We start from the raw sequence: 17,498 nt of genomic DNA, 5'->3' as shown, positions 1-17,498 counted from the left end.
TCCCGTGGTCCGGGTCGCGGCCACCGCCCGCGCGCCGGCCACCGGAGACCGCACCGCACGGACCCACATCGATGCACCCGGCGAACTCGGCGACCTCGCCCGTGCCTTCGACGCCATGGCCGACGACGTCAGCCACGCCGAGCAGGCCCGCCACCGGCTCGCCTCGGACGTCGCCCACGAACTGCGCACGCCGCTGGCCTCGTTGCAGGCGGGGCTTGAGGAACTGCGCGACGGCTACGCCGACCCGTCTGCTCGGCGCCTGGCCTCCCTGCACGACCAGACCCTGCGGCTGGGCCGCATCATCGGCGACCTCGGGGAACTGGCGGAGGCCGAGTCGGCCCGGCTGTCCCTGCACCTGGCCGAGGTGGATCCGACGGCCATGGTCCGCGCCGCCGTGGCCGACCGCGAGGCCGAACTGCGCACCGCCGGACTGACCGTGCGCACCGGCACGGAATCCGTTCCCCTGCTGGTCCGCGCGGACGCGGACCGGCTGCACCTGACCCTCGGCAATCTGCTGAGCAACGCGGCCCGCCATTGCCGTCCCGGCGACACCGTCACCGTCACTACGTCCGCCACATCCGCCGAAGCGCTGGTCGAGGTGGCCGACACCGGTCCGGGCATCCCCGCCGCCGGGCTGCCGCACGTCTTCGAGCGTCTGTGGCGTGGGGCCCTCGCTCGAGCCGGAGGCGGCAGCGGCAGCGGCAGCGGCAGCGGCCTCGCCGTCGTCAAAGAGCTGATCACCGCACACGGCGAAACGGTTTCCGCCGACTCCGGACCGGGCGGCGGGACGCGGATGACCCTCCGGCTGCCTCGGGCCGAGTCACGGGGATCACGGCTCATTCCTGACCCTGGTGCCGAGCCGCGAGTTGCCTGACGGGCAAATACCCCTAGGGGTATTTGACGGGCCACTCCCAGCCGTCGTACTCTCGCCAGAGTGATACCCCGGGGGGTAATTGAGGAGACAACGAAGTGGCTCGCGAGACAACACAGGAGGCGTTCGTGGCGGCCTGGGCCAGCGGCGGGCTCGTCATCGACGTGCGGGAGGCCGTCGAGTATGCGGCCGGGCATGTACCGGGCGCGCGGCTGATGCCGCTGCGTTCCGTCCCCGCCCGGTGCGATGAGCTGCCCGCCGACCGGCCGGTGTACGTGATCTGCGCCAGCGGCAACCGCAGCAGGACCGCCGCCGACTGGATGAACTCCCGCGGCATCAATGCCCGTTCCGTGGCCGGCGGCACCGGCGCCTGGCTCCGCAACGGACGTCCTGTCGCGGCCGGTTCGCACGAGCACGCCGCCTGACCCCGTCCGAGACCCGCACACCGGCCGGCTGGAAAGGAGCCCTGCTTTGGCCGCCACCCCCTCCCCCACCGACACACCGATCTCCGGCCGCCACCGCGTCGCCGTCATCGGCGGCGGCAGCGCCGGCATCAGCGTCGCCGCCCGCCTGCGCCGCGCCGGCGTCAGCGACATCACCCTGATCGAACCGTCCGACACCCACTGGTACCAGCCGCTGTGGACCCTGGTCGGCGGCGGCCAGGCACCTTTGCACACGACCCGCCGCCCCGAAGGCTCCGTCATTCCCGACGGAGTGCGCTGGATCCGCCGGCGCGCCCTGGCCGTCGCCCCCGACGCCCGCACGATAACCCTGTCCGGCGGCGCCGAACTCACCTACGAGAACCTGGTCATGGCCCCCGGTCTCCAACTCGACCGGGACGGCGTGCCCGGCCTCGCCGAGGCGATCGGCCACGACCGGGTGAGCAGCAACTACGCCCCCGAGTACGCCCCGCGCACCGACATCGACACCGTCGTCGCCGCGCTGCGGGGCACCTCATGATCGCCGTCATCATCGCCGCGTCGCTGCTCATCGGGGTCAGCCTCGGCGTCCTGGGCGGCGGCGGGTCCATCCTGACCGTGCCCATCCTGGTCTACCTGGCCGGCATGGAGACCAAGCAGGCCATCGCCACCTCGCTGTTCGTCGTCGGCGTCACCAGCGCCGCCGGGGTCGTCTCGCACGCCCGTGCCGGACGCGTCCGCTGGCGCACCGGGCTGCTGTTCGGTCTGGCCGGCATGACCGGCGCCTACGCGGGCGGGCGGCTGGCCGAGTTCATCCCCGGCAGCGTCCTGCTGCTCGCGTTCGCCCTCATGATGATCGCCACCGCGGTCGCCATGATCCGGGGACGCAAGCAGCAGCCGAAGAAGGTCCACCACGAACTCCCGGTGTTCCACGTCCTGTCGGAGGGCATCGTGGTGGGCCTGGTCACCGGACTGGTAGGCGCGGGCGGAGGCTTCCTGGTCGTGCCCGCCCTGGCCCTGCTGGGCGGACTGCCGATGACCGTGGCCGTCGGCACCTCACTGCTGGTCATCTCCATGAAGTCCTTCGCGGGCCTGGCCGGTTACCTCGCCAGCGTGCACATCGACTGGGGGTTCGCCGCCCTCGTCACGGCGACCGCCGTCGTCGGCAGCCTGCTCGGCGGCCTCCTCGCCGGACGCATCCCGCAGGACGCACTGCGCAAGTCCTTCGGCTGGTTCGTAGCCGTCATGGGCGTCTTCGTCCTCGGCCAGCAGATCAGCTCCGATCTGCGTCACACCCTGCTGACCAACCCTTGGACGTGGGCCTCCGTGGCCGTGACGGCGGGCGTCGTGTTCAGCTGGTACATGCTGCGCAACGCCGAGCGGACACGGAGCCTGACGAACGACGCATCGGCCCCGCCCCTCGAGGAAGACGCACGGCCGGTTGCCTACCCCACAGAAGAGGACACCGTCCGCAGCGGCGGCACCGCGCCGTCGCCGCACGACGCGTAGCGGCGCCTGCCGAACCTCTGGCGAACCCGGCCCCAGGAGGTGCCCGGTGATGGACGAGACAGAAGTCGTGAACCTCGTGAAGGAGGAAGCGGACTCGTGGGCCGAAGTGCACCACCGGCTGCGGCGGGCCCAGGGACAACTGACCGCGGTCATCGCCATGATCGACGCGGGGCGCGACCGCAAGGACGTCGTCACCCAGCTGGCCGCGGTCTCCCACGCACTGGACCGGGCCGGCTTCAAGATAGTGGCGGGCGGCATTCGCCAGTGCCTCGCCGAACGACAGCGAGGACACACCCCTCCACTGAGCGAGGCCGAACTGGAGAAACTGTTCCTGACCCTCGCCTGACCCCGGACCCCATGCCTCAGGAGGTATGAAGATGACCGCCCTCCCCGTCATCACCGGCCGGTCCGTCCAGCCGGGCAGCCACTGCCCCGACACCCGACCGGCCGGCCCACCGACACCGGCGGCTGAGCAGCGCGCCCGCCGGGACGTCCAGGCGCGGCTCACGCGCCGATTCCCGGACGTCCCGTCGGAGGCGCTGGCGGGCGCGGCGGCAGAGGCGTTCGCGTTCTTCGCCGACGCGCGCCTGCGCCACTACGTTCCCGTTCTGGCCTTCAAACGCGCCTCGCGGCAGCTGTCCGGCCGCTTCGACACCCGGGACGAGGGAGGTGTCAAGACATGAGACCAACCCCGAAGTGCGTTCTCGACCGATCCCGACCCTGCAACGCCTGCATCGCCCCGGACCCCAGCAGCTGCCCCTACCCGTATCTGCTCGCCGGGGACGATACGGAAGAGCCGGACGACGACAACAGTACGGCCGAGGTTTCCACTCACTCGGAGGGATGAGGTGCACACGATGGACTCAGCGGGCTGGGACGAGCGGTACCGGGGCAGCGAACTGGTGTGGAAGGCAGAGCCCAACCGGTTCGTCGAACAGGAGTTGGCCGGTCTGAAGCCGACCGGCCGGGCGGTGGACCTCGCCGCCGGAGAGGGACGCAACGCGGTCTGGCTCGCGGAAAGGGGCTGGGAGGTGGACGCCGTGGACTTCTCCGCCGTAGCGCTGGAAAAAGCCGAGCGGCTGGCCGCCGACCGGGGCGTGCGGCTGCACACCGTCCGCGCCGACCTCACCCTCTGGGCGCCCCCGGAGGCAACGTACGACCTGGTACTGATCGCATATCTGCACCTGCCGTGGCCGCAGATGGCCCAGGTGCTGACCCGAGCCGCCACCGCCGTGCACCGAGGCGGAACCCTGCTGCTCGTCGGCCACGACGCGGCCAATCCGGAGCACGGTCACGGCGGCCCGCAGGATCCGCGCGTGCTCTACAACGCCGGGCAGATCGCCGACCTGTGGCGGCCGTACGCCGACATCCTGCGATCCGAGACGGTCACCCGGGTGGTGACCGATGGCGACGGCGTCAGCCGCACGGCCCTCGACGCGCTCGTCCACGCCGTACGGAGATGACACCGTCCCGGAAGGGCATGCGCGGGTCAGGCCGGTGTGCCGGGCTTCGTCGCCAGGTACCAGTCGGTGAGCTTGACGCTGTGGTCGGCCAGCCGGGCCTCCAGTTCGGCCTGGGTGCGCGGGGCGCCGAGGACGACGTCCTCGCCGGGATGCCAGTTGGCGGGGCAGGAGACGTCGTCACGGTCGGAGGTCTGCAGGGCGTCGAGGAGCCGCAGGATCTCGGGGATCATGCGCCCGGCGTTCATCGGGTAGTACAGCACCGCCCGGACGGTCTGCTCCGGGTCGATGACGAAGACGGCGCGTACGGCGGCGGTGCCCGAGGTGTTCGGGTGGAGCATGCCGTAGGCGTGCGAGACGCGCATGTCCAGGTCGGCGATGATCGGGAACGGGATGCGCACGCCGAGCTTCTCCTCGATCGCGCGGGTCCAGGCGAGGTGGCTGTGGACGGAGTCCACGGAGTTGCCGAGCAGGGCGGTGTTGCGGGCGGCGAACTCGTCGGCGAGTTCGGTGAAGGCGACGAACTCGGTGGTGCACACCGGCGTGAAGTCCGCCGGGTGGCTGAAGAGCACCAGCCACCGGCCGGCGTAGTCGGCCGGCCGGACGGGCCCATGGGTGGATTCGGCCTCGAAGTCCGGTGCCCTGTCGCCGATGAGCGGCAAACGGGTGTCATTGGCGGGCTGAGGCGACTGGTCGGAGACGGTCATCGGAGGATCTCTCCCGAACGATCACGGATTCGGATACCCCACACGGTATTTTCACAACCCGAGGCCCATGGAGAGCCGAACGGCCCTACTGACTCCCCCTTCGCCCCTTGCACCAGCCGTCCGACCGAGGCACCCGCATCGGCCGGGAGCGGCCGCGCGCGTGCGAGTGGGGAACAATGCGGCCTTACGCAGCGCTGCCCCTTATACCCCGCCGGGTATACGCATCTCAGAAGACGCCCGCCGGGGACCGGCACCGACCCGGCGGAGGAGCGTGAGAACGATGGCAACCTCAGGACCCGATCGGCCCCTTGGGAGCAAGGACGGCTCTATCGTGACCAACTGCGGGCGCAGGATCGCCGTGCGATGCCTGTGGCTAGCGCCCGCGGACCGGCCCATCAGCCGGGTCACCCTGGACGTGGGCCGGGACCAAGGCGGCGAGCCGGGAGTGTGGGCGGCCCTCACCGCCGACGAGGCACGCGACCTGGCCCGCCTGCTCCTCCTGCAGGCCGGCCTGACCGAGCGCGGCAACGACCCCGTCGGGCCGTCGCGGAACAACTCCCGTTCGTCCTGACGTCGGCGTGGGTCCGGGTCACTCCAGGATCCGCAGGTACTCCCGGTCGCCCAGGAGTTCCAGACGGCGCCAGAGCACCGGATTGTCGGACGACTGACTGGCATGACAGGCGATGGCACGGCGTTGCCGCTCCCGCGGCACCGGCTCGACGACACGGCACTCGGCCGGCTCCCGCCCGGTGAAAGACGTGCCGAACTCGGCGTTCAACCGGTCCGCCACGTCCCGCGGCAGGGTCCAGCTCAGGACCGCGACACCGGCCCGGCGGGCGGCGAGCAGCGCGGCCTCGGTGGCTCGTTGGTGGTCCCGGTGCCCGGTGACGCCTCCCGTGTCGAACACGAGCAGGTGACTGGGGCGCTCCTCACCGATCAGGCGAGCCACCTCCGCGGCGAGCCTGGGCAACGGGATGTCGACGAGAGCGCCGTCCGGGTATCCGGCCAGTTCCACACGCTCGACGCCCAGCTCCCTTGCAGCGCAGGCGAGTTCGTCCGCGCGGACGGTGTGCAGGTCTCCGGGCCTGCCATGCAGGGCGGACGCCTCGCCATGGGTGAAGCAGAGCACCACCGCGGGCCCGCCGCCGCCAGCCAGCAGAGCCAACAGGCCGCCCAGCCCGAACGACTCGTCGTCGGGATGGGCGACCACGGCCAGCACCCGCCGCACCCCGTCCGGCAGGCCGGGTACAGTGCCGGCCATTTCAGGTGTAGATGATCTGGCCGCCGGCCGCGTGTTCGTAGAACTCGCCGACCGTGATGATGTCCTGGACCTGGTCGACCAGGTCGTCCTTGTCGAGTTCGAAGAGGTCGACGGACGCCTTGCAGGCGTAGATGCCCGCGCCGGTGTCGGCGATCATCTCGATGAACTCGGGGATCGGCGGGATGTCGAGCTTGTCCATCTTGCGTTCCATGTACCGGGTGACCAGGTCCGGCACGCCCGGCATGCCACCCAGCAGGGTCGGCAGGTGCAGGCCCGGATTGCCCACGGTGGCCAGCTTGATGTGCTCCCAGCGCTTCTTCGTGATCGCGTCCAGGCCGAAGAAGGTGAAGAACAGGTCGGCCTCGATGCCCTCGGCGCGGGCGCCGTTGGCCATGATCAGGGCCGGGTAGATCCCTTCCAGGGATCCCTTGGAGATGATGATCGAGATCTTCTCGATCGTGGCGGTGTCGGCCATGACGGCACGCTCCTCGATGGCAGAGACGATGGCGGAGATGTCAGATGCAGCCGCGGGGCTTGGGGATGCCGGCGATCTTCGCGGCGGTCTTCGCCGGTCCCTTGGGGAAGAGCTGGTAGAGCTCCTTGACGCTCACGCCGGACGTCTTGCCAAGGACACGCACGGTCGGACCGGTGCCCTTCTCCGCGTACTGGGCGCGCATGAAACGGATCACCGTCCAGTGCCGGTCGGTCAGCGTCTCGATACCGGCCTCGCGGGCGATCTGGTCGGCCATCGGCTCGGTCCACTGCGCGGGGTCGGTGAAGAAGCCTTCGTCGTCGACGGGGACGGCGGTGTCGGCGTAGGTGGCGGTGGGCATGGCGGTTCTCCTCAGCTCAGACGTGGACGTGGTTCTTGCCGTGCTCGGGCATCGCCGAGCCGATGCCGGGCATGTCCCGGCCGGGCAGCAGGCTGTGCCAGTACAGCCACTCGAAGGCGAGCTTGCCGAGGTGGTTGGCGTGCGACTCCTTCAGCAGGGGCAGGCCGACCGAGGCGGGGAAGTGGCCGGGCAGCGGCTCGGTCTCGTAGTTGAAGTCGATGAGCAGGGCCTTGTGGAATCCGGTCTCCACGAAGCAGTTGGCGTGCCCGTCGAAGGAGGCGTCCAGTGCCTCTCCGGCCAGGAAGCGGCCGATGTTGCGCACCAGCACCTCGCCCTCGAAGTGCGCCACCGACCCTGCCTTGGAGGCGGGCAGACCGGCCGCGTCACCGATCGCGAACACCTCCGGGCGGCCGGGGAGTTGCAGGGTGTGCGCATCCACGGGTACGAAGCCGAGTTCGTCACCCAGACCCTCGGAGCGCTCCACGTACTCGACGCCACCGTGCAGCGGGACGACGGCCGCCAGGTCGAAGGGCACTTCGCGTTCGTCGTACGACACCAGCCGGCCGCCGGCGCTGTCGACCTCGCCGAGCGTGAACTCGGTGACCAACTCGACCCCCTTCTCCTTGAGCAGCCCGCCCAGCGTCTTCGCCGCGACCGGCTTGGTGAACGCGCCGTCCAACGGGGTCACGTATGTCAGCTCGACCCGGTCCCGGATCCCGCGCCGCTGGAAGTACCAGTCGGCCAGGAAGGCGAACTCCAGGGGTGCCACGGGGCACTTGACCGGCAGATCGGCGACGTCGATGACGACCCGGCCGCCGTCGAAGCGCTCCAGCGCGTCGTGCAGACCCACGGCGCCGGGCAGGTCGTAGAAGGTGAAGACCTTCTCGCCCCAGCCGGGACCGGTCAGCCCCTCGGTCTCCTCCGGCAGCAGCCGGGCGCCGGTGGCGACGACAAGGACGTCGTAGCCCAGCCGGATACCGCCGCCCAGGTGCACCGTCCGCGCGTCCAGGTTGACCCGCTCGATCCGCGAGTGCTTGTAGTCGATGCCGGCGTGCAGCTGTCGCGGACGGGACCGGACCAGGTGGTGCGGCTGGGCCAGCCCGAAGGGGACGAACAGCAGTCCGGGCTGGTAGACGTGGTCGTCGTCCTGGTCGACGACCGTGATGCGGTACTCGCTCTCGTCGTATGTGCGGCGCAGGCGGTTGGCCGTCATGGTGCCGGCGGTTCCGCCGCCGAGAATCACGATGTGTGTGCCCATGGCCCCACTGTCGTGCGGGAGATGAGAGCGAGGCATGGGCCACAGGTCCCCATCCGAGTACCCACCCGGGTATGTCTTCTTCCCGCTCCACCGACCCCATGGCTCGCTCACCCGCCGCGAATGCCCTGGAAAAATACCCGGCACGGTATATCGTCACGCTGGCTCGCACGAGGGCCGAACGGCTCCCGGAGCACCCCTTCGGCCTCTCGATCCGCCGTGCCGTGCGCGGTCGACTGGGATCCGTCAGCAATCGACACCGGCGAGAAGGGCCCGGCCATGACCGGCAGCACATCGCAGACTCTCAGCACGAACCAGCCGCAGAACGCGGACGTACACGGTTTCGAGGTCACCCACGTCGAGGGGGACGCCTACGCCGTCGACGTCCGGGGCCATCAGCTCCTGGTCGACCAGCCCGCGGACGCGGGCGGCACGGATACCGCGCCCACTCCCACCGAGCTGTTCGCCGCCTCCCTGGCCACCTGCGTCGCCTTCTACGCGGGCCGTTTCCTGCACCGCCACGGCCTGCCCCGCACCGGCCTGCGGGTCCGCACGGAGTTCACGATGGCCACCGACCGCCCGGCCCGTGTCGCCTCCCTGCGCGTCGTGGTCGTGCCGCCGCCGGAGCTCCCCGCGCAGCGCAGGGCAGCTCTGCTGGCCGTGGCCTCGCACTGCACGGTGCACAACACCCTCCAGCAGCCGCCCGAGATCGAGATCGAGCTGGAGCCATGAGCACATCCTTGGCGCCGGCCGCGTCGGCGTTGCTGGAGCGCATCCGGGGCGGGCTCATCGGGGACGACGAGGTGCTGGACGGCCCGTACGGCCCGAAGCGGCTCGTCTACTCCGACTACACCGCCTCCGGCCGCTCACTGGACTTCGTCGAGGACTTCGTCCGCGCGCAGGTGCTGCCGCGCTACGGCAACACCCACACGGAGAGCTCCAGCACCGGTCTGCAGACGACCCGCCTGCGCGAGGACGCCCGCCGGATCATCCGCGACGCGGTGGGAGGCACCGAGGACGACCTCGTGATCTTCTGCGGTTCGGGCGCCACCGCGGCGGTGAACAAACTGGTCGGCGTCCTGGAGCTGCGCCGTCCGGAGAAGCCGCCGGAGGCCGAGCGCCCGGTGGTGTTCGTCGGGCCGTACGAGCATCACTCCAACGAGTTGCCCTGGCGTGAGTCGATCGCCGACGTCGTGGTCATCGACGAGGACCCGGACGGCCACATCGACCTCGCCCGGCTCGAAGCGGAACTGCGGCAGTACGCCGGCCGCCCGCTGCGCATCGGCAGCTTCTCCGCCGCGTCCAACGTCACCGGCATCCTCACCGACGCCGACCGCATCGCCCGGCTGCTGCACGCGCACGGCGCCCTCTCCTTCTGGGACTATGCGGCCGCCGCCCCGTACGTTCCGATCCGGGTCACGGAGAGCGCGCCCGGCGCGGGCGATCACAAGGACGCCCTCTTCCTCTCACCGCACAAGTTCGTCGGCGGTCCGCAGACCCCGGGTGTCCTCGTCGTACGCCGTGAACTGGTCCGCAACCAGGTGCCCACCGCGCCCGGCGGCGGCACCGTCGCCTTCGTCGACCCGCTCGGGCACCGCTACCTGGACGACCCGGTCGCCCGCGAGGAGGGCGGCACCCCGGCCATCGTCGAGTCCATCCGCGCCGGGCTGGTCTTCGCCCTCAAACAGGCCATCGGCACCGACACGATCCAGGCCGCCGAGGAGCGCCACTGGCGGCAGGCGCTGGCCCGCTGGGACACCAACCCGCGCATCGAGATCCTCGGCAACCACCGCGCCCGGCGGCTGTCCATCATCTCCTTCCGCATCCGTCACGGCGGCCATTCCTACCTGCACCACAACTACGTCGTCGCCCTGCTCAACGACCTGTTCGGCATCCAGGCCCGCGGCGGCTGTTCGTGCGCCGGACCGTACGGCCACCGCCTGCTCGCCATCGACGCGGCCACCTCCCATGCCCTGCTCGACGAGGTCGTCCACGGCTGCGACGGCATCAAACCCGGCTGGACCCGCGTCAACTTCAACTACTTCATCAGCGACGTCGTCCGCGACTACCTCATCGAAGCCGTCGGCCTGATCGCCACGCACGGCCACCGGCTCCTGCCCGACTACCGCTTCGACCCGCACACCGGGCAGTGGCGCCACCACGCCGGTGCCGCCGATCCCCCGCTGCGGCTGACCGACGTGCACTTCACCGCCGACGGAGGCATCAGCACCCAGGCCGTCCGCCACCACCGGCTGGGAGAGGAGGCACTGTCCGCTCAACTCGGCCGCGCCCGCGAGGTGCTCGCCTCTCGTTCCGACCGCCTGGACGGCGGCCCCACCGGGCTGCCGGCCGACTTCGAGCGCATGCGATGGTTCCCCCTGCCGCCCGTCTGCCTGGAACAAACCCGGACCGGCACCGGTTGAACCAGATACCCCACCGGGTATTTGAGAGGAGACCGGAAGCCATGTCGACCGTTGAACTGACCAAGGACAACTTCGAGGAGACCGTCACCGGTTCGCAGATCGTGCTGATCGATTTCTGGGCGGCCTGGTGCGGACCCTGCCGGATGTTCGGCCCCATCTACGAGAAGGCGGCCCGGCGTCACCCGGACATCGTCTTCGGCAAGGTCGACGCCGACGCACAGCCCGAACTGGCAACGGCCTTCCAGATTTCTTCCATCCCCACTCTGATGGCCGTCCGCGACCGGGCCGTGCTGTACGCCCAGCCGGGCGCGCTGCCGCCGCAGGCGCTGGAGGAGCTCATCGGCAAGATCCGGGCCGTCGACGTGGAGGACGTACGGCGACAGGCCGCGGGCTCGGCGGGAGCGAAGTGACGCTCGGAGCACCCACGGAGTCTGCGGGTGCCCTCGAACGTACCGCTCAGCGGCTGCGCAGAGCGGTGAGCGCGGCGTCGAGATCGGCCGGGCGGGGGCGGTTGCGGGGCAGCTTGCCGAGGACGACCGCCATGGCGCAGGTGTTGGTGAGCGCGGAGAAGACCAGGCCGCCCGCGATGCCCGCCGACAGGAACTGGAAAGCAGGGTGCACGAGCAGACCGAGCACGAGACCGGGGAGCACCACGGCGCCGGCCGTGAAGCGGACCTGGCGTTCCATGCTCCACCCGGAACGGGTGTCGCAGGCCGCGGGGCGGTGCAGATCGTTCCCGTCCGTCCAGGCGCCGATTCCGCCGGAGAGCGTGGCTGTAGCGATGCCGTGCTCGGCCAGCAGCTTGCAGGCGTTCTCCGAGCGGGCACCTGAGGCGCACACGACGAACGTCCCCGCGGTCGGCGGCGTGCCGTATCTCCGACAGGGCCCGCCGGACGTGGTCCAGGGGGATGTTCAGGGCGCCGGGCAGATGGCCGGTTGCGTGCGCACGTCGATGACGGTGAGCCCGTGGAGCCGGGTGCGGGCCTGGTCCGTGCCGAGTGTGACGGGAGCGGGGGAGTTGGTCATGGCAGCTGTGATCCTTAATGGTCGACGACGTCCCGAACCGGGACGTACAGTACCCCTAGGGGTATCTTTCGAGGAGTGATCGTGGAACTGGAGCTTGAGAGTGCGGGCCTGAAGGCCGTGCTGAACCGGCTGCGCCGGGCGCAGGGGCAGATCTCCGGTGTGATCCGGATGATCGAGGAGGGGCGCGACTGCGAGGACGTCGTCACGCAGCTCGCCGCCGCCTCGCGCGCGCTGGACCGCGCCGGTTTCGCGATCATCGCGACGGGCCTGCAGCAGTGCGTGACCGACATGGAATCCGGCCGCAAGAACGGCGAGGACCCCGAGGCGATGCGCGCCCGTCTGGAGAAGCTGTTCCTGTCCCTGGCCTGATCATGTGCCGCGGCCTGCCTCACGCCACCGCGTCGATCAGCATGAAGGCCGCGACCGCAAGCAGCACCAGGGCGAAGATCCGCTGAAGCGTGGGCCCGGAGACCTTCGCCGACAGCCGCTTGCCGTCCCATGCGAGGATCGCGGCCCCGATGAACGGTCCGACCACCGCCCAGTCCAGCCCCTCGACCGTGCCGGCGCGAGTAGCCGGCGCGGCCAGCGAGTTGACGGTGATGACCAGCAGACTGGTGGCCACAGCGTTCCGCATCCGCATGCCCAGCACGCCCACCAGCGCCGGTACGGCGAGGAAGCCACCGCCGACACCGAGGATGCCGGTGACCGCGCCCAGCCCGGCACCGGCCACCGCGGCCCGCCCCGGCCGCACCGTCACGGCGCCCTCCGCGGCCGGCCGGGAGCGCAGCATGCGCAGGGCGGCCGCTCCCGCGACCACGGCGAACGCCGCCGGCGGCGAGCTGGTCGGCGGGCTCGGTGCGGTCGTGGACGGCCAGCGCCTCGGCCACGTAGGTGACGGCCTCTGTGGGGGTGAACAGGCCGACCTCGACCAGGCGGCGTCCGGTGCCAGCCAGGGCGGCGTCGCGGCTGCGGGTGGTGACCAGGGTCCGGCCCGCGGGGCTGGCGAGTGCCACGCTGTTGGCCTGGAGCATCGCCGCACCGACCGCCTGCACCACCCGGAAGGCGATCAGGGCGCCCAGCGACGGGGCCAGTCCGCAGGCCGCCGAAGCAGCCGTGAAGGCCACGAACCCGTAGAGGTAGAAAAGCTTGCTGCCGCGAGCGTCGGCCAGCCGCCCGACCGGCACCAGCAGCGCCACCAGCGTGAGCAGGTACGCCAGCGAAACCCACTCCACACCTGCCGGCGGAGCGTCGAACTGCGCGCGCAGGCTGTGGTAGGTGAGCGTGACGATACTGGTGTCGAGTTGCCCCATGAACGCGCCGAAGCACACCGTGGCGACCGCGAACCACCAGGCGTTGGAGCGGTTGCGGATGACCTCTGGCCGGGGACGCTCCCGCACCAGCACCGCCGACCACCCGGCCTTCTCCGTCTTCGTCCGCGTGGGGTGCCCGCTCACAGCTCCCCCTCGGCGTCGCGACCGCGGCGGGCAGGTGGTGCGCCGCTCCGACCCTTCAGAGATTACATCGGCAACAGAAATATTCTGTTGCCGGAGGGAAAAGACTGGACGCACCGGTAGGAAGCACGACGCGCCGTGACCGAAGCCGACGACACGGGTCACAGAAGCCCCGCCGAGGGGAACCCCGCAGGAGAATCAGAGAGTTGCGCTTCAGGGCACAACCGACACATCCGCGCCATCGCCGACAACGGCCCGCGCGGGCGCCCCCGTTCAGCCGGTCATCCTGTCCGGCGTCGCCGAAAGCCGACACCGCCGAAGAGGCCGCCGCCGGCGCAGGTGATCGGCTCACCGACCACCACGACGACCTCGCCGTCGCCACGCTCGTCAAAGACACGTTCGCGGGCGTCGAATCCGCCGGGCACGTCGCACAGACGACGTACTCACCCATCCGACAAGTGCGGCCACCCGGTGGGGCCGCACCGGTCGGCGGTGCTCCTCGGAGCCAGGCGTCGCAAGGCGCACGCACCAAGCCTCCTGCCGGACCGTGGCAGGGTCACTCCAGTTCCATGTCGTCGGTCGGCTCACCGAGGTGTTCGGCAAGCTGGAAGAGGGCGGGCAGGGCATTCGCGATGGCCTCGCGCTCGCTGTCCCGAAGGGCGGCGAGGGCGGCATCCATGCGGTGTTCGTGGGCGGTCGTCCATGCGTCGAGCTTCTGGCGGCCGGCGTCGGTGAGGGTGACGACGGAGGCCCGGCGGTCGGCAGGATCGACGTCGCGGGCGACCAGTCCAGCCGTGATCATCTGGCCGATAAGTCCGCTGACCGTGCTCGGCGCCAGGCGCCGGCGGGTGGCAAGGTCACTGACCCGGGCCGGAGAGTGCTCGCCGAGCACCTGCAGCAGCTCGACCTGCGCCATCGGCAGGGTCTCCCACGGGTAGTCGGTGCGGATCGAGGAGCGCAGCGCGCGGCGCAGCCGGGTGACGGCCTCGGTGAGCAGGCGGGCGTCCATCGCCTCCCCAGCAGGGCGGGGCGGAGTGACCTCGGAGCTGGGCTGCGCAGACATGGGGCAAGGGTATCCGGACCAAACACAGGTGCGGCCCTGCCGTCCGCACCTCGGACGCGGCATCCGCGCGGTTCCATCCCCGTTCGGAGAACTTCGGAAAGCTTCGGTGTCCGATGTATTGTCGGCTCGGTCGTCTGCCGGCCCACGTGCCGGATCCCGTGTGTACGAGAACGGTCGAGCCCATGAATCTGGCGTACCTGCCCAGCCCTTCCCAGGGCGTCTGGCATCTCGGGCCGATCCCGATCCGCGCGTACGCGCTGTGCATCCTGGCCGGCATCTTCACGGCCGTGTGGCTCACCGGACGGCGGTGGGAGGCGCGGGGCGGGCGGCGCGAGGACATCGCCGACATCGCGATCTGGGCGGTGCCGTTCGGCATCCTCGGCGGTCGGCTCTACCACGTGATCACCGACCCGGAACTCTATTTCGCCGCCGGCCGGCAGCCCCTGCACGCCCTGTTCATCTGGGACGGCGGCCTGGGCATCCCCGGCGCGGTGGCGCTCGGCGCGGTCGGCGCCTGGCTGGGCTGCCGCCGCCGCGGCATCAAACTGTCCGACTTCGCCGACGCCGCTGCGCCCGGGCTGGTGCTGGCCCAGGCGATCGGCCGTTGGGGCAACTACTTCAACCAGGAGCTGTACGGCCGCCCCACCCAGCTGCCGTGGGCGCTGTACATCGACCCGGCACACCGGCCCGCCGACAGCCCCTCCGTCGCCCTCTACCATCCGACGTTCCTCTACGAGTCCGTCTGGGACCTCGGTGTCGTGGCGCTCCTGCTCTGGCTGGATGCCCACCACCACCAACGCCTGCGCCGCGGGCGCCTGTTCGCCTGCTATGTCCTCGCCTACACCACCGGCCGGGCCTGGATCGAGGCCCTGCGCATCGACCACGCCAACCACTTCCTGGGCCTGCGCCTGAACGACTACGTCTCCCTCGTCCTGTTCTCGGGTGCCCTGGTCTACCTGATCGCCACCCGCCGGTCCCGCCCGGACGACGACGCGTCCTACCCCCGCGCGGACGGCGGCGGAACAACGCCCGTACCAGCGCAGACGTCCGGCCGGGAGCGGCCGTGACGGCAGCTCCGGGCACCGAGGCTTCACAGGCCCTGTCCGAGCGGCCCCCTCTGGTCCGGCGCATCGGTCCGCTGCTGCCCGCCCGGCTGCGCCCGCCGGACCGCCCCCGGCTGTGGCTGGAGCTGATCTGCACAGCGCTGCTCTATTGGGCCTACACCCTCACCCGCAACGCCGTGCCCGCCCACCGCGCGGCCGCCCTGCACCGCGCACATGACATCCTGGACACGGAACGGGCGCTTCACCTGAACATCGAACTCACGGTCAACCACGCGGCGGACAGAGTCGGCTGGCTGATCGTGGGGATGAACTACTACTACGCCACGCTGCACTTCATCGTGACCGTCGGCGTCCTGGTGTGGCTGTACTTCCGCCACCCCGCTCACTACCGCGCGGTGCGCACCGCGCTGTACACGGCCACCCTGCTGGCTCTGGCCGGCTTCGCCTTCTGTGCGACGGCCCCGCCCCGCTTCCTGGCCGGACAAGGGTTCATCGACACCGTGGTCGCGCACCACACCTGGGGCTCCTGGGCCTCCGGCGACGTGGCATCGTTGTCCAACCAGTACGCCGCCATGCCCTCGGTGCACATCATCTGGTCCGCCTGGTCCGGCCTGACCCTGGCCTGCCTTGCCCGCCGCACCTGGGTGCGGGTCCTGGGCGCCTGCTACCCCCTGGCCACCTTCACCGTCATCCTGGCCACCGCCAACCATTTCGTCGCGGACGCGGCCGCCGGGGCCGCCACCCTCGCCACGGGCTTCCTGCTCCAGCAGCTGCTCACCGGGCGCCCCGCCTATCCTCCCCCGCGCGTCCGGCCCAGAAGCCTGCCGTGAACGACCCGCCCGGCGTGGGAAGAAAGACAGACATGAAGATGAGGCAGCCGCGGCCGGCCTGGCTGGCCGAATGCGCGAAGGTGGTGCTCGGCGGTGTCGTCGCGACTGCCCTGATCGTCGGTCTCGGCTGGGGCCGCCACGGCGGTTGGCGCCTGATTGGCTCGGCGGCCGCGGGACTGGGGGTGGCGACGGTGATGTGCGAGCTGCCGGCCCCACGGAGCCACCAGGCAGCCGACCAAGGCGGATCAGGCTCCGCCGACTCCGGATGACACCACCTGCGAGCCGTCGCATCTGGCGACGCCGCCCTGGTAGATGGTCGGCTTTCAGCGCGCGGAGACGCCGCCGCTGCCGACGCCTTCCGATTCCACGCCGCCTGGGTCGCGGAGCTGGATGCCGTGGCGGGCTCCGTGAGTGAACGCCTTGCGGATGCACTGGTGATGGGCGCCGACCGTATTCTCCACAGCCTCGGCAAGGTTGCGCAGCAGGTGCCAGGTGTCTGCCACTTGCTGGGCCGGCGGAGCCCCGCTGCGGGCGCCTTCGGCGTAGGCGCCGGCTCGGTCACGGCAGATCACCTCGATCTCCGGATGGCCGCGCAGCCAGGCGGCCAGCGGCTCGGCGTCCCGGCCCGACAGCACATCGACCGGACGCCGGTCTTCCAGGTCCACCAGGATCGTGGCGTACGAGTCACCCTTGCGCAGCGCGAAGTCGTCGACTCCCAGGACGCGCACGTTGGCCTGCGGTAACTCCGGTGACGCGCGGAGGAGTTCAAGGAGCTTGTCCTTGGCGACACGGATGCTCAGCGCGGCCGCGAGCCGTGCACCCGGCCGGCCCGCCAGGCACGCGGCGATCGAGGCGAGCAGCGTGCGCAGCGGCGCGCACCGGGCATGCGGGCTGGTCGGCCCTTCAATCTGCGCGGCGAACGTCACCGCCGAACACTGCGGACTGAGGCACTTGAACCAGCACACCACGAGTTCGACCACCGCGGGGGCTCCGCCGATGGGCGCATCAGCGAGCCGGCGCGCATACCGGCCGTGCACACGCCACGACACCACCCCGCATCGTGGGCTCCTCGCCGTCGGCACTGCGGAGTGAGCGCAGAACGTGACCGTTCCGGCCGCACGTTCGATCGATTCGACCACCACACCGGCTGAATCCGGCAGCAACCGCCCCCACCCGACTGGCCGCTCCGGGAGGAACGTCGAGAATCTGGTCCCAGAGTGGTTCGGTCAGCCATGGTGGCAGCGCAGGCACAGGTCTCCCCGATGATCATTGCAGTGTCGCAACTCAACGATCACGAGGCACTGTTCCTGTCCTGCTATCGGTATG

General features: G+C 70.7%; 23 protein-coding genes and 4 pseudogenes. 16 read left to right on the top strand and 11 right to left on the bottom strand.

Annotation, left to right across the window (positions count from 1 at the left end):
* The first annotated feature begins 4 nt into the window (after window positions 1-4).
* From ACZ4EG_RS06625 to ACZ4EG_RS06595, 7 genes and pseudogenes are all read left to right on the top strand, one after another.
* Window positions 5-874 carry a sensor histidine kinase gene (locus tag ACZ4EG_RS06625; protein ID WP_467789793.1) on the top strand — a complete coding sequence of 290 codons (870 nt, stop codon included), beginning with the start codon at window positions 5-7 and terminating at the stop codon, window positions 872-874.
* Window positions 875-969: 95 nt separating this feature from the next.
* Window positions 970-1,296 (top strand): rhodanese-like domain-containing protein, encoded by a 327-nt coding sequence (locus tag ACZ4EG_RS06620; protein ID WP_467789792.1) that lies wholly within the window; start codon window positions 970-972, stop codon window positions 1,294-1,296.
* 46 nt (window positions 1,297-1,342) lie between these two features.
* A pseudogene (locus ACZ4EG_RS06615) lies at window positions 1,343-1,789 on the top strand (FAD-dependent oxidoreductase); the annotation flags it as partial.
* 38 nt (window positions 1,790-1,827) lie between these two features.
* Window positions 1,828-2,799, top strand: coding sequence for a sulfite exporter TauE/SafE family protein (locus ACZ4EG_RS06610; protein ID WP_467789791.1), 972 nt, complete (start codon window positions 1,828-1,830; stop codon window positions 2,797-2,799).
* Between the two features lie 49 nt (window positions 2,800-2,848).
* Window positions 2,849-3,145: a metal-sensitive transcriptional regulator gene (locus ACZ4EG_RS06605; RefSeq protein ID WP_467789790.1), complete on the top strand. Its 297-nt coding sequence runs from the start codon at window positions 2,849-2,851 to the stop codon at window positions 3,143-3,145.
* Between the two features lie 31 nt (window positions 3,146-3,176).
* Window positions 3,177-3,482, top strand: a complete 306-nt coding sequence (locus tag ACZ4EG_RS06600; protein ID WP_467789789.1) for a three-helix bundle dimerization domain-containing protein — start codon at window positions 3,177-3,179, stop codon at window positions 3,480-3,482.
* A 174-nt stretch (window positions 3,483-3,656) separates the two neighbouring features.
* Window positions 3,657-4,262: a class I SAM-dependent methyltransferase gene (locus ACZ4EG_RS06595; RefSeq protein ID WP_467789788.1), complete on the top strand. Its 606-nt coding sequence runs from the start codon at window positions 3,657-3,659 to the stop codon at window positions 4,260-4,262.
* Between the two features lie 26 nt (window positions 4,263-4,288).
* Here the strand turns inward: ACZ4EG_RS06595 and ACZ4EG_RS06590 are convergent, their stop codons facing one another.
* Entirely contained in the window at window positions 4,289-4,966 is a 678-nt protein-coding gene (locus ACZ4EG_RS06590) for a peroxiredoxin (RefSeq protein WP_467789787.1), read from the bottom strand.
* Between the two features lie 331 nt (window positions 4,967-5,297).
* Between ACZ4EG_RS06590 and ACZ4EG_RS06585 the strand changes: the two genes are divergently transcribed.
* Entirely contained in the window at window positions 5,298-5,537 is a 240-nt protein-coding gene (locus tag ACZ4EG_RS06585) for a hypothetical protein (RefSeq protein ID WP_467789786.1), read from the top strand.
* 18 nt (window positions 5,538-5,555) lie between these two features.
* Here the strand turns inward: ACZ4EG_RS06585 and ACZ4EG_RS06580 are convergent, their stop codons facing one another.
* The 4 genes from ACZ4EG_RS06580 to sqr are packed head-to-tail and all read right to left on the bottom strand — an operon-like array spanning window position 5,556 to window position 8,318.
* The gene (locus tag ACZ4EG_RS06580) at window positions 5,556-6,227 is read right to left on the bottom strand and encodes a PIG-L family deacetylase (RefSeq protein ID WP_467789785.1); all 672 of its coding nucleotides are present in this window, start codon (window positions 6,225-6,227) and stop codon (window positions 5,556-5,558) included.
* A gap of 1 nt (window position 6,228) precedes the next feature.
* Complete coding sequence (locus tag ACZ4EG_RS06575) at window positions 6,229-6,702, bottom strand: DsrE/DsrF/DrsH-like family protein (RefSeq protein ID WP_467789784.1); 474 nt, start codon at window positions 6,700-6,702, stop codon at window positions 6,229-6,231.
* Between the two features lie 40 nt (window positions 6,703-6,742).
* A complete protein-coding gene (locus ACZ4EG_RS06570) occupies window positions 6,743-7,060 on the bottom strand; it encodes a TusE/DsrC/DsvC family sulfur relay protein (RefSeq protein ID WP_467789783.1) in 318 nt (105 codons plus the stop codon).
* A gap of 16 nt (window positions 7,061-7,076) precedes the next feature.
* Window positions 7,077-8,318: a type III sulfide quinone reductase, selenoprotein subtype gene (sqr, locus tag ACZ4EG_RS06565; RefSeq protein WP_467789782.1), complete on the bottom strand. Its 1,242-nt coding sequence runs from the start codon at window positions 8,316-8,318 to the stop codon at window positions 7,077-7,079.
* A 276-nt stretch (window positions 8,319-8,594) separates the two neighbouring features.
* On the opposite strand from sqr, the gene ACZ4EG_RS06560 reads away from it, so the two are divergent.
* The 3 genes from ACZ4EG_RS06560 to trxA are packed head-to-tail and all read left to right on the top strand — an operon-like array spanning window position 8,595 to window position 11,148.
* The gene (locus tag ACZ4EG_RS06560) at window positions 8,595-9,047 is read left to right on the top strand and encodes an OsmC family protein (protein ID WP_467789781.1); all 453 of its coding nucleotides are present in this window, start codon (window positions 8,595-8,597) and stop codon (window positions 9,045-9,047) included.
* Complete coding sequence (locus ACZ4EG_RS06555; protein WP_467789780.1) at window positions 9,044-10,738, top strand: aminotransferase class V-fold PLP-dependent enzyme; 1,695 nt, start codon at window positions 9,044-9,046, stop codon at window positions 10,736-10,738. The genes ACZ4EG_RS06560 and ACZ4EG_RS06555 overlap by 4 nt, the downstream gene beginning before the upstream one ends.
* A gap of 41 nt (window positions 10,739-10,779) precedes the next feature.
* The gene (trxA, locus tag ACZ4EG_RS06550) at window positions 10,780-11,148 is read left to right on the top strand and encodes a thioredoxin (RefSeq protein ID WP_467789779.1); all 369 of its coding nucleotides are present in this window, start codon (window positions 10,780-10,782) and stop codon (window positions 11,146-11,148) included.
* 46 nt (window positions 11,149-11,194) lie between these two features.
* On the opposite strand, the pseudogene ACZ4EG_RS06545 reads toward trxA, so the two are convergent.
* A pseudogene (locus tag ACZ4EG_RS06545) lies at window positions 11,195-11,764 on the bottom strand (rhodanese-like domain-containing protein).
* Window positions 11,765-11,845: 81 nt separating this feature from the next.
* Between ACZ4EG_RS06545 and ACZ4EG_RS06540 the strand changes: the two are divergent.
* Entirely contained in the window at window positions 11,846-12,133 is a 288-nt protein-coding gene (locus ACZ4EG_RS06540) for a metal-sensitive transcriptional regulator (protein WP_467789778.1), read from the top strand.
* A 19-nt stretch (window positions 12,134-12,152) separates the two neighbouring features.
* Here ACZ4EG_RS06540 and ACZ4EG_RS06535 read toward each other — a convergent pair.
* A pseudogene (locus ACZ4EG_RS06535) lies at window positions 12,153-12,593 on the bottom strand (sulfite exporter TauE/SafE family protein); the annotation flags it as partial.
* Between the two features lie 113 nt (window positions 12,594-12,706).
* On the opposite strand from ACZ4EG_RS06535, the gene ACZ4EG_RS06530 reads away from it, so the two are divergent.
* On the top strand, window positions 12,707-12,898 hold the full coding sequence (locus tag ACZ4EG_RS06530; RefSeq protein WP_467789992.1) for a hypothetical protein: 192 nt from the start codon (window positions 12,707-12,709) through the stop codon (window positions 12,896-12,898).
* Here the strand turns inward: ACZ4EG_RS06530 and ACZ4EG_RS06525 are convergent.
* The 3 genes and pseudogenes from ACZ4EG_RS06525 to ACZ4EG_RS06515 all read right to left on the bottom strand — a co-directional run.
* Window positions 12,823-13,074 (bottom strand): annotated as a pseudogene (locus tag ACZ4EG_RS06525) (MFS transporter); the annotation flags it as partial. The gene ACZ4EG_RS06530 and the pseudogene ACZ4EG_RS06525 sit on opposite strands and share 76 nt — an antisense overlap.
* A gap of 422 nt (window positions 13,075-13,496) precedes the next feature.
* A complete protein-coding gene (locus ACZ4EG_RS06520) occupies window positions 13,497-13,640 on the bottom strand; it encodes a hypothetical protein (protein WP_467789777.1) in 144 nt (47 codons plus the stop codon).
* A gap of 131 nt (window positions 13,641-13,771) precedes the next feature.
* Window positions 13,772-14,278, bottom strand: a complete 507-nt coding sequence (locus ACZ4EG_RS06515; RefSeq protein ID WP_467789776.1) for a MarR family winged helix-turn-helix transcriptional regulator — start codon at window positions 14,276-14,278, stop codon at window positions 13,772-13,774.
* Window positions 14,279-14,460: 182 nt separating this feature from the next.
* Here ACZ4EG_RS06515 and lgt point away from each other — a divergent pair, with 182 nt between their 5' ends.
* The 3 genes from lgt to ACZ4EG_RS06500 are packed head-to-tail and all read left to right on the top strand — an operon-like array spanning window position 14,461 to window position 16,441.
* Window positions 14,461-15,345 carry a prolipoprotein diacylglyceryl transferase gene (gene lgt, locus ACZ4EG_RS06510; protein WP_467789775.1) on the top strand — a complete coding sequence of 295 codons (885 nt, stop codon included), beginning with the start codon at window positions 14,461-14,463 and terminating at the stop codon, window positions 15,343-15,345.
* Window positions 15,342-16,172 carry a phosphatase PAP2 family protein gene (locus tag ACZ4EG_RS06505; RefSeq protein WP_467789774.1) on the top strand — a complete coding sequence of 277 codons (831 nt, stop codon included), beginning with the start codon at window positions 15,342-15,344 and terminating at the stop codon, window positions 16,170-16,172. Before lgt ends, ACZ4EG_RS06505 begins: the two co-directional genes overlap by 4 nt.
* 32 nt (window positions 16,173-16,204) lie before the next feature.
* On the top strand, window positions 16,205-16,441 hold the full coding sequence (locus ACZ4EG_RS06500) for a hypothetical protein (RefSeq protein ID WP_467789773.1): 237 nt from the start codon (window positions 16,205-16,207) through the stop codon (window positions 16,439-16,441).
* A 54-nt stretch (window positions 16,442-16,495) separates the two neighbouring features.
* On the opposite strand, the gene ACZ4EG_RS06495 is transcribed toward ACZ4EG_RS06500, so the two are convergent.
* Window positions 16,496-17,254 (bottom strand): ISL3 family transposase, encoded by a 759-nt coding sequence (locus ACZ4EG_RS06495; RefSeq protein WP_467789981.1) that lies wholly within the window; start codon window positions 17,252-17,254, stop codon window positions 16,496-16,498.
* Between the last annotated feature and the right edge of the window lie 244 nt (window positions 17,255-17,498).

Source organism: Streptomyces sp. NPDC025638, assembly GCF_055558775.1.
This window is presented reverse-complemented; position numbering and strand designations above follow the sequence as displayed.

Excerpts from the sequence above, each read along its gene's own strand:
- ACZ4EG_RS06570 (WP_467789783.1), bottom strand. The coding sequence starts at position 7,060 with ATGCCCACCGCCACCTACGCCGACACCGCCGTCCCCGTCGACGACGAA.
- ACZ4EG_RS06560 (WP_467789781.1), top strand. The coding sequence starts at position 8,595 with ATGACCGGCAGCACATCGCAGACTCTCAGCACGAACCAGCCGCAGAAC.
- lgt (WP_467789775.1), top strand. The coding sequence starts at position 14,461 with ATGAATCTGGCGTACCTGCCCAGCCCTTCCCAGGGCGTCTGGCATCTC.
- sqr (WP_467789782.1), bottom strand. The coding sequence starts at position 8,318 with ATGGGCACACACATCGTGATTCTCGGCGGCGGAACCGCCGGCACCATG.
- ACZ4EG_RS06605 (WP_467789790.1), top strand. The coding sequence starts at position 2,849 with ATGGACGAGACAGAAGTCGTGAACCTCGTGAAGGAGGAAGCGGACTCG.
- ACZ4EG_RS06555 (WP_467789780.1), top strand. The coding sequence starts at position 9,044 with ATGAGCACATCCTTGGCGCCGGCCGCGTCGGCGTTGCTGGAGCGCATC.
- ACZ4EG_RS06515 (WP_467789776.1), bottom strand. The coding sequence starts at position 14,278 with ATGTCTGCGCAGCCCAGCTCCGAGGTCACTCCGCCCCGCCCTGCTGGG.
- ACZ4EG_RS06590 (WP_467789787.1), bottom strand. The coding sequence starts at position 4,966 with ATGACCGTCTCCGACCAGTCGCCTCAGCCCGCCAATGACACCCGTTTG.
- ACZ4EG_RS06610 (WP_467789791.1), top strand. The coding sequence starts at position 1,828 with ATGATCGCCGTCATCATCGCCGCGTCGCTGCTCATCGGGGTCAGCCTC.
- ACZ4EG_RS06580 (WP_467789785.1), bottom strand. The coding sequence starts at position 6,227 with ATGGCCGGCACTGTACCCGGCCTGCCGGACGGGGTGCGGCGGGTGCTG.
- ACZ4EG_RS06595 (WP_467789788.1), top strand. The coding sequence starts at position 3,657 with ATGGACTCAGCGGGCTGGGACGAGCGGTACCGGGGCAGCGAACTGGTG.
- trxA (WP_467789779.1), top strand. The coding sequence starts at position 10,780 with ATGTCGACCGTTGAACTGACCAAGGACAACTTCGAGGAGACCGTCACC.
- ACZ4EG_RS06500 (WP_467789773.1), top strand. The coding sequence starts at position 16,205 with ATGAAGATGAGGCAGCCGCGGCCGGCCTGGCTGGCCGAATGCGCGAAG.
- ACZ4EG_RS06575 (WP_467789784.1), bottom strand. The coding sequence starts at position 6,702 with ATGGCCGACACCGCCACGATCGAGAAGATCTCGATCATCATCTCCAAG.
- ACZ4EG_RS06600 (WP_467789789.1), top strand. The coding sequence starts at position 3,177 with ATGACCGCCCTCCCCGTCATCACCGGCCGGTCCGTCCAGCCGGGCAGC.